11 protein-coding genes and 1 pseudogene are annotated in these 14,025 nt (G+C 71.0%); 6 read left to right on the top strand and 6 right to left on the bottom strand.

The features are described 5' to 3' along the window. Positions 1 to 88 precede the first annotated feature (88 nt). The 3 genes and pseudogenes from EDF40_RS17815 to EDF40_RS17805 all read left to right on the top strand — a co-directional run bounded on the left by EDF40_RS17815 (position 89) and on the right by EDF40_RS17805 (position 2,560). Positions 89 to 1,144, top strand: a complete 1,056-nt coding sequence (locus EDF40_RS17815) for a glycoside hydrolase family 6 protein (protein WP_123341049.1) — start codon at positions 89 to 91, stop codon at positions 1,142 to 1,144. 41 nt (positions 1,145 to 1,185) lie between these two features. Beyond that, positions 1,186 to 2,246 (top strand): annotated as a pseudogene (locus EDF40_RS17810) (M4 family metallopeptidase). Positions 2,247 to 2,284: 38 nt separating this feature from the next. Continuing rightward, positions 2,285 to 2,560, top strand: coding sequence for a protealysin inhibitor emfourin (locus tag EDF40_RS17805; protein WP_123341050.1), 276 nt, complete (start codon positions 2,285 to 2,287; stop codon positions 2,558 to 2,560). Positions 2,561 to 2,708: 148 nt separating this feature from the next. On the opposite strand, the gene EDF40_RS17800 is transcribed toward EDF40_RS17805, so the two are convergent. From EDF40_RS17800 to EDF40_RS17790, 3 genes are all read right to left on the bottom strand, one after another. Then, positions 2,709 to 4,952, bottom strand: coding sequence for an AAA family ATPase (locus EDF40_RS17800; RefSeq protein WP_260213528.1), 2,244 nt, complete (start codon positions 4,950 to 4,952; stop codon positions 2,709 to 2,711). Between the two features lie 73 nt (positions 4,953 to 5,025). Continuing rightward, positions 5,026 to 5,862, bottom strand: a complete 837-nt coding sequence (locus tag EDF40_RS17795) for an aldo/keto reductase (protein ID WP_123341052.1) — start codon at positions 5,860 to 5,862, stop codon at positions 5,026 to 5,028. Next, complete coding sequence (locus EDF40_RS17790) at positions 5,862 to 6,233, bottom strand: FKBP-type peptidyl-prolyl cis-trans isomerase (RefSeq protein ID WP_123293932.1); 372 nt, start codon at positions 6,231 to 6,233, stop codon at positions 5,862 to 5,864. The genes EDF40_RS17795 and EDF40_RS17790 overlap by 1 nt, the downstream gene beginning before the upstream one ends. 69 nt (positions 6,234 to 6,302) lie before the next feature. Here EDF40_RS17790 and EDF40_RS17785 point away from each other — a divergent pair, with 69 nt between their 5' ends. Then, positions 6,303 to 7,622: an MFS transporter gene (locus EDF40_RS17785; RefSeq protein WP_123341053.1), complete on the top strand. Its 1,320-nt coding sequence runs from the start codon at positions 6,303 to 6,305 to the stop codon at positions 7,620 to 7,622. Positions 7,623 to 7,860: 238 nt separating this feature from the next. After that, positions 7,861 to 8,946 (top strand): YihY/virulence factor BrkB family protein, encoded by a 1,086-nt coding sequence (locus EDF40_RS17780; RefSeq protein ID WP_123341054.1) that lies wholly within the window; start codon positions 7,861 to 7,863, stop codon positions 8,944 to 8,946. A gap of 63 nt (positions 8,947 to 9,009) precedes the next feature. On the opposite strand, the gene EDF40_RS17775 is transcribed toward EDF40_RS17780, so the two are convergent. The 3 genes from EDF40_RS17775 to EDF40_RS17765 all read right to left on the bottom strand — a co-directional run bounded on the left by EDF40_RS17775 (position 9,010) and on the right by EDF40_RS17765 (position 12,193). Beyond that, complete coding sequence (locus EDF40_RS17775) at positions 9,010 to 10,500, bottom strand: aspartate ammonia-lyase (RefSeq protein ID WP_123341055.1); 1,491 nt, start codon at positions 10,498 to 10,500, stop codon at positions 9,010 to 9,012. Positions 10,501 to 10,640: 140 nt separating this feature from the next. Beyond that, positions 10,641 to 10,937, bottom strand: coding sequence for a hypothetical protein (locus EDF40_RS17770; RefSeq protein WP_123293936.1), 297 nt, complete (start codon positions 10,935 to 10,937; stop codon positions 10,641 to 10,643). Then, on the bottom strand, positions 10,937 to 12,193 hold the full coding sequence (locus EDF40_RS17765; RefSeq protein WP_123341056.1) for an inorganic phosphate transporter: 1,257 nt from the start codon (positions 12,191 to 12,193) through the stop codon (positions 10,937 to 10,939). Before EDF40_RS17765 ends, EDF40_RS17770 begins: the two co-directional genes overlap by 1 nt. A gap of 117 nt (positions 12,194 to 12,310) precedes the next feature. Between EDF40_RS17765 and EDF40_RS17760 the strand changes: the two genes are divergently transcribed. After that, entirely contained in the window at positions 12,311 to 13,999 is a 1,689-nt protein-coding gene (locus tag EDF40_RS17760; RefSeq protein ID WP_123341057.1) for a sodium:proton antiporter, read from the top strand. Positions 14,000 to 14,025 lie beyond the last annotated feature (26 nt).

Below are 14,025 nucleotides of genomic sequence, written 5' to 3'. Positions count from 1 at the left end.
CGTCAGCCGACCTGGACGAACACCCCGGCGTCCTGGCCAGGACTCCCCCGCACCTGTCAGCATGGGTGCGAACAGGGAGGACCGCCGGATGCCGGAGCACCAGGGGAAGCGTGCGTCCGCGCGACGTCAGTGGCTGTGGATCACGGCCGCGGTCGTCGGCGTCGCGGCGGTCGTCACGACGCTCGTGGTCGTCGTGCCGCACGGCAGTGGGCCGGACGCCGACCCGACAGCGAGCGGACGGGACGTCGTGACGCGGAAGACCGTGGAGCAGGCGTTCCCCGGCGGGCTGGCACACCAGCCGTCCGCGATGAACCAGCCGGGACTCCGTGAGCGCCAGGCCCGCGCCGCCGGACACGACGACACCGCGGCGCAGATCGCCCGCATCGCCGACCAGCCGATCGCGACCTGGCTCACGAACCCCTCGCAGTCCGAGACGCGCGCGACGATCCGCACCGTCGTCCGGAGCGCTCAACGGCAGCACGCCACCCCGGTCTTCGTCCTGTACACCGTGCCGGACCGCGACTGCGGCAGCTACTCGAAGGGCGGCACCACCGACGACGCGTACCTGCCGTGGGTCCGCTCCGCCGTCCGCGCGATGGCCGGCTCGAAGGCCGTCGTGCTCGTCGAACCGGACGCGATCGCACAGATCCAGAACTGCGAGCGCCTCCGCGACTCCCGGCTCCCCCTGCTCCGCGAGGCCGTGGACGCGCTGACCGGGCACGGACTGACGGTGTACCTCGACGGCGGCAACGAGAACCGTGTCCCGACCGCGACGATGGCCGACTGGCTGCGTCAGGCGGGTGTCGACGAGGTGCAGGGCTTCTTCACGAACGTGTCGAACTTCTACCGCGTCGACCAGGAACGCACCTACGCCGACGAACTCGCCGACGCGATCGGTGGTGATCCGCACTTCGTCATCGACGTGTCCCGCAACGGTCAGGGCTGGCGCGGGACCTGGTGCAACCCCGAAGGTGCGGGCCTCGGCCAGGACCCGCACGTCACCGGTGGATCGAGCCGGCTCGACGCCCTGCTCTGGGTCAAGACGCCGGGGCTCAGCGACGGCACGTGCAACGGTGGACCGGCCGCCGGGCAGTGGTGGGAGTCCTACGCGCTCGGTCTGGTCGAGAACCGCAAGCGCGACTGACCCACGGCCGGGGTGTCGGTGCCCGGTGGTTGCATGAGCGCATGACCCCGACCGACAGCCGGCGCTCCGTCGTCCCGCCCTACCTGCTCCACGCCGTGGCCCAGGCGGCCGAGTTCCCCCGTGCGGCGTCGGCCGCGCGCACCGCACTGGCGTCGCTCGAGCTCGTGCAGCGCCCGAAGCACCGGCACCTGGTCGCCCCGCGCGGTGTCAGCGTCAAGGGCAGCGGCACGGTCGACCGGTCGCCCCAGCGCACGATCGCCGATGCCCGCGGCACGACGACGCTGCCCGGCACGGTCGTCCGGCACGAGGGCGATCCCGACACCGGCGACGCGGCCGTCGACGAGGCGTACGCGGGCCTCGGCGCGACCCACGCCTTCTGGCTCGACGTCTTCGGCCGGGTGTCGATCGACGGCGCCGGGCTCCCCCTCGACGCCACGGTCCACTTCGGGCAGGACTACGACAACGCCTACTGGGACGGCAGCCGGATGGTGTTCGGCGACGGCGACGACGAGGTGTTCCGGCGCTTCACGATCGCGCTCGACGTCATCGGGCACGAACTGGCGCACGGTGTCACGCAGTACACCGCCGACCTGACCTACCAGGGGCAGTCCGGGGCGCTCAACGAGTCGATCAGCGACGTGTTCGGCTCCCTCGTCGCCCAGTACGCGGCCGGGCAGACCGCCGAGCAGGCGAGCTGGCTCATCGGCGAGGGCTCTTCACGGATGCCGTGCACGGCGACGCCCTGCGCTCGATGCGGGCCCCGGGCACCGCCTACGACGACCCGGTGCTCGGCAAGGACCCGCAGCCCGCGACGATGGCCGACTTCGTCGTGACGACCGACGACGCCGGCGGGGTGCACACGAACTCCGGTATCCCGAACCACGCGTTCTTCCTGGCGGCGACCGCGATCGGCGGGTACGTCTGGCAGGGCGCCGGTGCCGTGTGGTGGGACGCCCTGACCTCGGAGTCCGTCACCGCCTCGATCGACTTCGCCGGGTTCGCCGCCGTGACGATCGACGCCGCTCGGTCCCGGTTCGGCGCCGGTTCCGCGGAGCACACCGCGGTGCGGGATGCCTGGCGGACGGTGGGCGTCCTCGACTGAGACGATCGAGCGCCACGCACCGGCGTACGGTCGGGAGCATGCGCATCGAGGTCCGTCGTTCCGGGGGCTTCGCCGGTACCACGCGGCACTGGCGGGTCGACACGGACACGAGCGCCGACCCCGCGGCGTGGTCCGAGGTCGTCGACGCGCTCCCCCGGACCCCCGCGACGGCGTCGGCCGGGCCGCCGGTCCCCGACGACTTCACGTGGACGATCACCGTCGAGCGCACGACCGTGACGATCCCGGGTCGCCGTCTCGACGGCGCGTGGGCCGACCTCGTCGCGCGCGTCCGCTCTGCAGGCGACCAGTCCTGAGACGGCGGGGGTGTGCCGGAGCCGCCACGGGCCTCCCGTCCGCCCCGCGCCCGCCGGAGCGCCGCGGATCGTGAGCAGCAATGGTCGCCTCCGCGCGGCGAACCCGACCATTTCTGCTCACGAAGTGGCCGCGCGCGAACGCGACCCCTCAGTCGACGTCGATGACCGTCAGGCGCCGCGTCGGACGGGTCATCGCGACGTAGACCGCGGCCGCCGGGCGCGCAGCGTCGGCACCGACCCGGTCGGGGTCGACGAGCAGCACGCCGTCGAACTCGAGGCCCTTGGCGTCGGCCCCGGTCAGCACCGTGAGCGACCCGGCGTGCGGCGAGGCGAGCCCGCGCACGTCGGCCTCGGTGCGCGTGAGCCGCTGCCGGACAGCGGCGACCTCGGACTCGGGGACGATCACGCCGATGGTGCCGGCACCGATCCGCGACCGTTCGGCGTCGGCGACCGACACGACCGTGTCGAGCAGGTCGGCGCGGGCGACGCGAACGCGCTCGACGGGGTCGCCGTCGCGCACGGCCTCGTTGCGGGTGACGGTCAGGCCGGCGCCGTCGGCGAAGACGCCGGCGGCCTCGACGATGGACCGCGGGGTGCGGTAGTTCACGGTGAGCTGCTCGATGCGGTGGTCGAGCGGCACGAGCGGTGCCCGGCCACGGCGTCGGCGGGCGAGCGCGCCGAGCACGTCGTCCCAGGTGCGCGCGGCCCCGGGCGAGGAGCCCTGCGCCATGTCGCCGACGATCGTGAAGGAGCGCAGCGGGTTGCGGCGGGCGAGCACGCGCCACTGCATCGGCGAGAGCTCCTGCGCCTCGTCGACCACGATGTGCCCGTAGGTCCACTCGCGGTCGTCGGCGGCGCGCTCCGCGGTCGAGCGGGGGTCGCCGCCCTCGGCGAACGAGCCGGCGACCTGTTCGGCGGTGACGATGCCCTCGACACCCATGTTCTCGATCGCCTGCCGCGCGTTCTCGATGTCACGGTTCCGGCTGGCCTTCGCCGCACGCTTGGCGGCGCCGCCGGTCGGGTCGAACGGGCCGAGCAGTTCGGCGGCCTCGTCGAGCAGGGGGACGTCCTCGACCGTCCAGGCACCACCGCGTGCGCGCTGCAGCAGGGCACGGCGCTCCGGGGTCCAGTCCGGGGTCAGCGAGGCGAGCCAGTTCGGACGGGCGTACAGGTCCTCGAGGAACTTCTCCGGCGGCAGCGGCAGCCACGCGGTGTTCAGCAGCACCCGGGCGTCGTAGGAGCTCCGGATGTCCTCGCGCAGGACCTTCTCGTCGGCCTCGTCCACCGTCGTGCCGCGCTCGCGCAGCTGTTCGGCGAGCAGCCGGGTCATCGCGTCGAGCGCCAGCTTGTTGAACGTCACGCGCGCGGCGTTGTGGGGCTTGCCGCGGTCCTGTGCGCGCTTCATCGCGTCGGCCACGAGCTGCGGCGGCACCACGAGCCGCTCGCCCTCGACGTCGAGCGTCACCGACTCGGTCGGCACCACCTGGCGGGACCGCACGGCGCGGCGCAGGAGCGCAGCCGTCTGCGCGGAGCCCTTCACGGCGGCGACGTCACGGGCGTCGTGGGTCGTCGCGTGCACCCCCGGGTAGAGCGAGCCGAGCGAGGCCATCACGACGCCGGTCTCACCGAGCGACGGCAGGACCTGTTCGATGTAGGTCAGGAACGCCGGCGACGGGCCGACCATCAGGACGCCGGAGCCCCGCAGCCGCTCGCGGTACGAGTACAGCAGGTACGCGGCACGGTGCAGCGCCACGGCGGTCTTGCCGGTGCCGGGGCCGCCCTGCACGATCAGGACACCCTCGAGCGGTGAACGGATGATGCGGTCCTGCTCGCCCTGGATGGTGGCGACGATGTCGGTCATCCGGCCGGTGCGCTCGGCGGTCACAGCGGCCAGCAGCGCCCCCTCTCCCTGCAGGTGGGTGCGCTCGTCGTCGTAGAGCGAGGCGTCGAACACCTCGTCCTCGACGCCGACGACCCGACGGCCCTCGAGCGACAGGTGGCGACGCGAGCGCATGCCCATCGGGTGCGCCGCGGTGGCCTGGTAGAACGCGCTGGCACCGGGCACACGCCAGTCGAGCAGGAGCGGGCGGTGGTCGGCGTCACGCAGGCCCACGCGGCCGATGTACCGGAAGGCGTCCTCCGAGCTGTCGGGCTCGGAGACCTCGAGCCGGCCGAAGACCAGACGGTCCCCCACGCGCTCGAGCGTCGCCACGGTGTCTTCGTAGAGTCGGGCGTACGCGTCGCGCTCGCTGCGGCTCTGGTGGTTCCCGCCGACCGCCTGACGACGGGTCTCGGCGAGACGCTGTTCGGCCTCGGCGGTCAGCTCGTCGAGACGGCGGAAGAGGCCGTCCACGTAGCCGCGCTCGCGGTCGATCTCGGTCGGTTCGGACACACGCAACCCTTCGGGAAGAGGGGAATCCAGTGTACTGCCCGCTGGAGGCCCGCAGTTCCCGAAGGGTCGTCGGTCACATCTCTTCGTGCGTGTCCGGGTCTGCGTCCCACAGCCGACCGCGCTCGAGGCCGGAGATGGCCTGCACCTCGGCGTCGGTCAGCTCGAAGCCGAACACGTCGAGGTTCTCGCGCTGCCGGGTGGCGTCGGCCGACTTCGGCACCGGCACGGCACCGAGCTGGACGTGCCACCGCAGGACGACCTGGCCGGGGGTCACACCGTGGGCCGCTGCGGCGTCGGTGATCGGCTGCTCGGTGAGGAGCTCCGACCGGACGGCGAGCGGGCTCCAGCTCTCGGTCACGATGCCGAGCTCCTGGTGCACCTTCCGCAGTTCTGCCTGCGGGAAGTACGGGTGCAGCTCGACCTGGTTCACGGCCGGGGCGACACCGGTCGCGTCGATGATGCGACGCAGGTGCTCCGGGGTGAAGTTCGAGACACCGATCGAGCGGACCTTGCCGCTGTCGCGCAGGTCGACGAACGCCTTCCACGTGTCGACGAACTTGTCCACCGACGGGTTCGGCCAGTGGATCAGGTACAGGTCGACGTGGTCGAGCCCGAGGTTGCCGAGGGTCTCGTCGATCGAGCGGTGCGCCTCGTCGTAGCCGTGGTGGCGGCCGGGGAGCTTCGACGTGACGACGAGGTCCTCGCGTGCCACGTCGGACTCGCGGACGGCGCGGCCGACGGCATCTTCGTTGCCGTAGTTCAGCGCCGTGTCGAGCAGCCGGTAGCCGCTGGCGATCGCGGTGCCGACCGCGGCCGCACCCTCGTCGCCGTTCAGGCCGTAGGTGCCGAGGCCGAGCTCCGGGAACCGGTGGCCGTCGTTCAGCTCGATGGTCGGGGCACCGACCTGCATCAGCGCACCCCGAGCAGGTCGATCACGAAGATCAGGGTCTTGCCGGACAGGAAGTGGCCGCCACCGGCGGGACCGTAGGCGAGCTCCGGCGGGACGACGAGCTTGCGGCGACCGCCGACCTTCATGCCGGGGATGCCCTCCTGCCAGCCGCGCACGAGCGCTGCGAGCGGGAAGTCGATGGGCTCACCGCGGTTCCAGGAGCTGTCGAACTCCTCGCCGGTCTCGTACTCGACGCCGGCGTAGTGCACCTTGACGGTCGAGCCAGCGGACGCTTCCTCGCCGGAGCCCTCGACGATGTCGGTGATGACGAGGTCGGTGGGGGCCGGGCCCTCGGGCGCGTCGAATTCGGGCTTGCTGTTGAGGTCAGTCATGCGATCCAGTCAACCAGAGCGCGGCAACGGCAGACGCAACGGCCACCCAGGCCGCAGAATGGTTCCACCGTGACACGACCCACTCCCGCACCGCCGCGCCGCCGCCTGCTCGCCGACCTCACCCCGCTCCGCCGATCCCCCGCCTTCGCCCGGCTCTGGGCGGGCACCGCCATCGCCGGGATCGGCACGCAGATGACCACGGTGGCGGTCGGGCTCGAGGTGTACGAGATCACGCACTCCACCTTCGCCGTGGCGCTCGTGGGGGTCATCGCCCTGCTGCCGATGGTGGTCGCCGGCCTGTACGGCGGCATGCTCGCGGACGCCTTCGACCGCCGAACGGTCGCGCTCGTGTCGTCGATCATCGCCTGGGTCGCGGTCGCCCTCATCGCCACGCACTCGTGGCTCGGGCTGCACAGCGTCGCACTGCTCTACGTCCTGGCGACCGTGAACGCCGTCGCCGCGACCGTGAGCAACGCCTCGCGTTCGGCGATCGTGCCGCGACTCGTCGGCACCGACCTGCTGCCAGCGGCGAGCGCCCTGGGCGGGATCGCCTCGGGTTTCCAGGTCACCGTCGGACCGGCCGTCGCCGGTGTCCTGATCGCGAGCGTCGGGTTCGCGCCGACCTACACGATCGACGTCGTCCTGTTCACCTTCGCGTTCCTCGGGGTGTTCACGCTGCCGCGGATGGCGGCCGACCACGGTGCCCTCCGCCCGGGCCTGAGCTCCCTCGTCGAGGGCGCACGGTTCCTGCGGAGGTCGCGCAACATCACCATGACGTTCGTGCTCGACATCGTCGCGATGACGTTCGGCCAGCCCCGCGTCCTGTTCCCCGCGATCGGGGCGCTCGTGATCGGCGGCGGATCGATCACCGTGGGCACCCTCACGGCCGCCTACGCGATCGGCGCGCTGCTGTCGAGCGTCTTCTCCGGGCCGCTCGGACACGTGCGCCGCCAGGGTGAGGCGGTCGGGTGGGCCATCACCGCGTACGGCGGCGCGATCGCGGCGTTCGGCGTCGTCATCGCGCTCGCGCACGTGCTCGGCGGACGATCGGGCGAGTCGTTCTCCGTCGAGATCCTGCCCGCGCTCGGGTTGGCGGCCCTGTTCCTGGCGGCGGCCGGCGGTGCGGACAACGTCAGCTCGGTGTTCCGGAACACGATCCTGCAGGCAGCGTCGCCGGACGGCATGCGCGGCCGGCTGCAGGGCATCTTCATCGTGGTCGTCACAGGAGGCCCGCGGCTCGGCGACCTCTACGCGGGTCTGGTCGTCGCGGCCGGCATCGCGTACCCGCCGATCATCGGCGGCGTGCTCATCGTGGCGCTCGTCGCGCTGCTCCTCCGCCTCGTCCCCTCCTTCCGCCGCTACGACGCCCTGCACCCCCACGCCAACTGACGCCCGAGCGGCCGCAGGCCCTCCCGCCAAAGCGACAGATCTGCGCGAACCTTCCGCGGACGTCTGTCGCTTTCGCGAGACGGACGGCAGACCGTGGCGGGATCGTGTCGCTCTGGCGGGTTCGACGCGACCAGGGAGCGGACGGGAGGCGCGGGGCGGGCCCGCCACGGGCCTCCCGTCCGCACCGCGGCGCGACCACGGCACGGCGTGACGTCACGTGTCGGGTACCGTACAACGCATGCCGGACAGCGCATCGCGCGACCTCCAGCGGACGGGAGTCCGCGCCGTCGTCCGGCGCACCTACCACTCGGTCATCCGGCACCGCGTCGTCGACGCGGCGGCATCGCTGACGTTCTTCGCGCTGCTGACCGTGTTCCCCACCGCGCTGACCGTGGTGTCCGCGCTGTCGATCGTCGACCGCAAGGGCGACAGCCTGGCCGACATCATCGGAGTGCTCGGGTTCATCCTGCGTCCGGAGACGGCCGAGCACCTCGAGACCCCGCTGCGCCAGCTGCTGACCCTCGACAACCCGTGGCTCGGCTTCGCGACCGGCGTCGTGCTGACGCTGTGGTCGCTGTCCGGGTACGCGACGGCGTTCGGGCGGGCGATGAACACGTCGTACGAGGTCGAGGAGGGTCGGCGGATCTGGAAGTTCCGCAGCATGATGCTCCTCGTGACGCTGCTCGTGATGGCGGGCGGGGCGATCGCGATCGTGATCCTGCTCGGCACCCCGACGATCTCGGCGGCGATCGTCGCGTCGTTCGGGTGGGCACCGTGGATCGACGACGTGTGGAACGTCGTGAAGTGGCCCGTGCTCGCTGCCGACCTCGTGGTGATGGTCGCGGTCCTGTACTACGCGACCCCGAACGTGAAGACGCCGCAGCTGCGGTGGGTGTCCGCCGGTGCCGCGTTCGCCATCGTCACCTGGGCGCTCGCGACCCTCGGCTTCGCCGTCTACGTCGAGACGATCGGCGGCGGGAACCGTGCGTACGGGTGGCTCGGCGGCGGGATCCTGCTGCTCGTCTACCTGTACATCTCGAACTTCGTGCTCGTGGTCGGCGGTGAGCTCGACTCCGAGGTGATCCGGATGCGGCAGCTCCTGGCCGGCATCGAGGCCGACGAGTCGATCCGGTTGCCGCTGCGCGACGTCACCCGCAACTTCACGCTCGCCCGCTGGCGGGACGCCGACATCGCCGCGGCGCGGAACGTCCGGACCACCGCGGCCCAGGTCGCCGCCGACGAGGACGTCGAGCCGACCCCGGCGCAGGAGCACCTGCGCGACGTGGCCCAGCAGGTGCGCGTCGGCGAGGCGCCGATACCCTGAGGCGGTCGTGCCGCCCATGCTTGCGCTGGACGCGCTGGTTGCGCTGGTGGCGCTGGTTGCGCGTCAGCGCTCGCGTGCCGCTCGGTCCAGCATCTCCTCGGTGACCACCGGGATCGCACCGGTCGCGAGCTCGATGCCGGACAGCCGCGCCGGGCTCAGCACGCGCTGCACCTGGTCCTCGTCCATCAGGCCGGCGGCCACGACGAGCGTCGAGATCGGCGTCGACGTGGTCAGTGCGGTGTGCGCGATCGACGCCGCAGCCGCGTAGCCGATGTACGGGGTCAGGGCCGTGACCACCCCGACGTTCGTGTCGACCTGCGCCGCGAGCTTCGCCTCGTTCGCCTCGATGCCCGTCACGCAGTGCTCGCGCAACGTCGCGCAGCCCCGTGACATCCACTGCAGCGACTGCAGGATCGAGTGCGCGATGATCGGCTCGAACGCGTTGAGCTGGAGCTGTCCGCCCTCGGCCGCCATCGTCACGGTCGTGTCGGCGCCGACCACGGCGAACGCGATCTGGTTCACGACCTCGGGGATCACCGGGTTCACCTTGCCCGGCATGATCGACGAGCCCGCCTGGCGCGCCGGCAAGGTGATCTCGCCGAGTCCCGCCTGCGGCCCCGACGCGAGCAGCCGCAGGTCGTTGCAGATCTTCGAGAGCTTCGCGGCACTGCGCTTCACCGTGCCGGACAGCGTCATGAAGGCGCCGGCGTCACTCGTCGCCTCGATCAGGTCCGGTGCCGTCACGACGTCGATGCCGCTGGCGTCCTGCAGCTGCCGGCGGACCTCGTCGCGGTAGAGCGGGTCCGCGGTGATCCCGGTGCCGATCGCCGTCGCGCCGAGGTTCATCTCGGCCAGCAGCGGCAGGACCTTGCGGAGCAGGTCGGCGTCCTCCTGGATCGTGTGCGAGAAGCCGGTGAACTCCTGCCCGAGGGTCATCGGCACGGCGTCCTGCAGCTGCGTGCGGCCGACCTTGAGCACGTCGGCGAAGGCGTTCCCGCGCTCGGCGAACGCCGCGGAGAGCTGCTCGAGCTGCTCGATGAGCCGCCGGGCGGAGAAGATCATCGCGATCTTGATGCTCGTCGGGTACGTGTCGTTCGTCGACTGGCTGCGGTTCACGTGGTCGATCGGGTGCAGGTACCCGTAGTCGCCCCGCTCGTGGCCGAGGAGCTCGAGGGCCCGGTTCGCCAGGACCTCGTTCGTGTTCATGTTCGTGCTCGTGCCGGCACCGCCCTGCACGATGTCGACGACGAACTGCTCACGCAGGGCGCCGTCCCGCACCTCCTGCGCAGCACGGTCGATGGCGTCAGCGCGCTCGTCGTCGAGGACCCCGATCGCCCGGTTCGCCCGCGCTGCCGCCTGCTTGACGGTGGCGAGCGCCTCGATGAGGTCCGGGTACACCGAGATCGGCACCGACGTGATCGGGAAGTTCTCCAGGGCCCGCAGGGTGTTGATGCCCCAGTACGCGTCGATCGGGACCTCGCGCGACCCCAGCGAGTCGCTCTCGGTACGGGTCTGCGCCCCGGTGGGGGCCTGTGCTGCTTCGTTGCCGGTCACACGTCGAGGCTAGCCCAGTCCGTCCGGCCGGTCCGGGAGCCGAGCGGGGGCGCGCACATGGTGAGCAGGAATGGTCGGGTCGCCGGAACGCACCCGACCATTTCTGCTCACGAAGCGCGCGTCGCCCCGCGCGCCCCGCGTCAGTGGAACTGGGGGACGATGAGGTAGATGCCGTACAGCACGACGGCGCCGCAGACCGCGTAGCAGAGGATCGCGAGCGCACGGAAGGCACGCACCGCGGTCGTCGCTCCGGCGGGGTTCGGGAACCCGGCGGTCGCCGGACCGATCGTGCCGTCGTCCTTCACGGTGAACTTGCCCGCGCGGGTGTCCGCGGCACTCCAGAACCGGAGACCGACGGAGTACACGGCGACGACGAAGCACGACGAGACCACGGCGACGAGCGCCACGGTGACGAATGCGAACCAGTCGATACCCATCAGCGACGGCCTCCCTTGCGTGCGGCCATGCGGCGGAGCGTGCGCTCGCGGCTCAGTGCGGCGCGGCGGTCGGCGACGGCGTCCGCACGCTTCTTGCGCTGCAGGTCGCGCAGTTCCTTGCGGGTGTAGACGGCGTTCGCGGCGACGTCGACCTCGATCGCCGAGGCACCCTCGTGCGGCTTCCGGAGCGACCACAGGTACAGGCCGAGGATCACGGCGGCGCCGACCACGGCGTCGATCACGAGCCCCATGACGCCCAGGCGCGCGATGCCCGAGGCCACCGCACCCACGGCTGCGGCGGCGGGCAGCGTGATGAACCACGCGATGACGATCTTGCCGGCGGTGGACCACTGGATCTTCGAGCCGCGGCGGCCGAGCCCGGCACCGATGATCGAGCCGGAGGACACCTGCGTGGTCGAGAGCGCGAAGCCGAGGTGACTGGACGCCAGGATCGTCGCGGCGGTCGAGGCCTCGGCCGCGAAGCCCTGGGTGGCACGGATCTCGGTGATGCCGGACCCGAGCGTGCGGATGATGCGCCACCCGCCCGTGTAGGTGCCGAGTGCGATCGCCAGGGCACAGGCGACGACGACCCAGAACTGCACGCCCTGGTTCGACGACTGCGCCCCCGAGGCGATCAGCGTCAGCGTGATGACACCCATCGTCTTCTGGGCGTCGTTCGTGCCGTGTGCGAGCGACACCATCGACGAGGTGAAGATCTGCCCGACGCGGAAGCCACCGCGCTCGTTCGGGAACACCGGACGCTTCGTGATCCGGTACGCGATGCGTGTCGACAGGAACGACACGAGCGACGCGATCACCGGGGACGCGAAGGCCGGGATGATGACGACCGTCAGCAGCGCGACGTAGTTGACGGACTGGAACCCGGCCCCGACGATCGCGGCGCCGATCAGTCCGCCGAACAGCGCGTGCGACGACGACGAGGGCAGCCCGCGGAGCCACGTGATCATGTTCCACACGACCGCTCCGATGAGCCCCGCGAAGATCATCTCCGGTGAGATCGCGACGCCGCCCGGGCCCTCGTTGATGAGGCCGTGCGAGATCGAGGTCGCCACCGCGGTGCTGAGGAACGCACCGACGAGGTTGAGCACCGCGGCGACCGTGACCGCGACCTTGGGCTTCATGGCCCCGGTCGCGATCGGAGTCGCCATCGCGTTGGCGGTGTCGTGAAAACCGTTTGTGAAGTCGAAGAAGAGGGCCAACGCGATGACCAGGACGACTATGAGTGTGATGTCCACCGCGGGCCAGTGTTCCCCATCGACGGCCTCCGGAGCAAACCTGATCGGCAACCTGCTGTTCACCGGAGCTTCAGACTCGTTCAGATTCGGAACCATGCCGATGCGAGAATGAGTCCCATGGACACCGTCGAGCTCCTCATCCTGTTGGTCGGATCGCTCGCGGTGACCGGGTTCGCACGGGCCAAGGGACTCCCCGCTCCCCTCCTCGTGACGGCGGTCGCCCTCGCAGCGTCGTTCCTGCCGGGGCTGCCCGCGATGGAGATCGACTCCGAGGTGATCCTGACGGTGATCCTGCCGCCGCTGCTCTACTCGGCGGCCCTCGACGTGTCGTGGCAGAGCTTCCGGACGTCGATCAAGCAGATCCGACGTCTCGGCATCTTCCTGGTCATCGTGACGGCACTCGTGGTCGGCGCGGTGGCGTACTTCCTGATCCCGGACATGACCCTGCCCGCGGCGATCCTGCTCGGTGCGATCGTCGCCCCGCCGGACGCCGTGTCCGCCGCCGCGATCGGTCGCAAGCTCGGGCTCCCCCGCCGGGTGATGACGGTGCTGTCCGGCGAGAGCCTGATCAACGACGCCGCGTCCCTGACCCTGGTGCGCGTGTTCACCCTGATCATCGCGGGGACATCGCTCACGATCTGGCAGGACCTCGGCATCTTCGGCCTGGCGATCGGCGTCGGCCTGGCCGTCGGCATCGTGCTCGGCGTCGTCGTGCACTGGATCCGGATGCGGCTCAACGACCCCGTGGTCGAGACGATCATGAGCATCCTGCTGCCCTTCGTCGCCTACATCCTGGCCGAGGACCTGTCCGGTTCCGGCGTCATCGCGGTCGTCACGGCCGGCCTGTACATCGGCTACAACTCGCCGAAGGAGGGCTACGCCACCCGACTGCAGGAGCGTCCGCTGTGGACCAGCATCGACGTCATCCTCGAGGGCTTCGTCTTCGCCCTGATCGGCCTGCAGCTCAACACCGTGGTGCAGGACCTGGTCGAGAGCGAACGGAGTCTCGGCCAGACACTCACCGCCGCGGCAGTGGTGCTCGGCGTCGTGATCCTGGTGCGGCCGCTCTTCATCTTCGAGTCGTACGTGCGCAACCGCTTCAACGGGCGATGGCTCCGTCCACTGCGCATCAAGCTCTCCCGCGGCCACCCGTCACTGCGGTGGATGCGCGGGACGGCCGAGCCGAAGCTCAACTGGCGCGAGCTCACCGTCATCTCGTGGACCGGCATGCGCGGCGTGGTGACCCTCGCCGCCGCGGTGTCCGTGGTCGCGAGCCCGACGCAGATCCCCGCACAGGACACGATCTTCATCATCGCGTTCTTCGTCACCGTCGGCACGCTGCTGCTGCAGGGCCTGACCCTGCCCTTCGTCATCCGTGCACTCAAGGTGCAGGACCCGGCCGAGGGCGAGGAGGACGTCCGGAGCGAGATGCGGCTGAACCAGCGCACGACCGAGGCCGCCATCGAGCTGCTCGAGAAGCGACGGCCGGACTGGTCGAAGCAGTACGGCGACGTCGCGGTCGACTCGGTGGTGAACCGGCTGAAGGCCCGACTCGAGCGGCAGGTCGAGACCTTCCGGCAGGACGCCGAGGAAGAAGAGGTCGAGGAGCGCAACGCCCCGATGCGCCTGCGCGGCTCGCAGATCCAGGACATCCGGCGCGAGCTGCTCGACCGACGACGCGAGATCGTGCTCGAGGAGCGCGAGAAGGGCAACCTCGATGAAGAGGTCATGCGCCGTGTGCTCGTGACCCTCGACGCCGAAGAACTCGCGATGGACTCGGCGCAGGCCTCACGCAGCCGCTCCTGAGTGCCTCGGCGTATCCTGGCGCTCCG

This window comes from Curtobacterium sp. PhB170 (assembly GCF_003752345.1).
In the GTDB taxonomy this organism is placed as follows: Bacteria; Actinomycetota; Actinomycetes; order Actinomycetales; family Microbacteriaceae; genus Curtobacterium.
The sequence above is the reverse complement of the archived record's forward strand: the minus strand, read 5'-3'. Positions and strand labels throughout refer to the sequence as shown.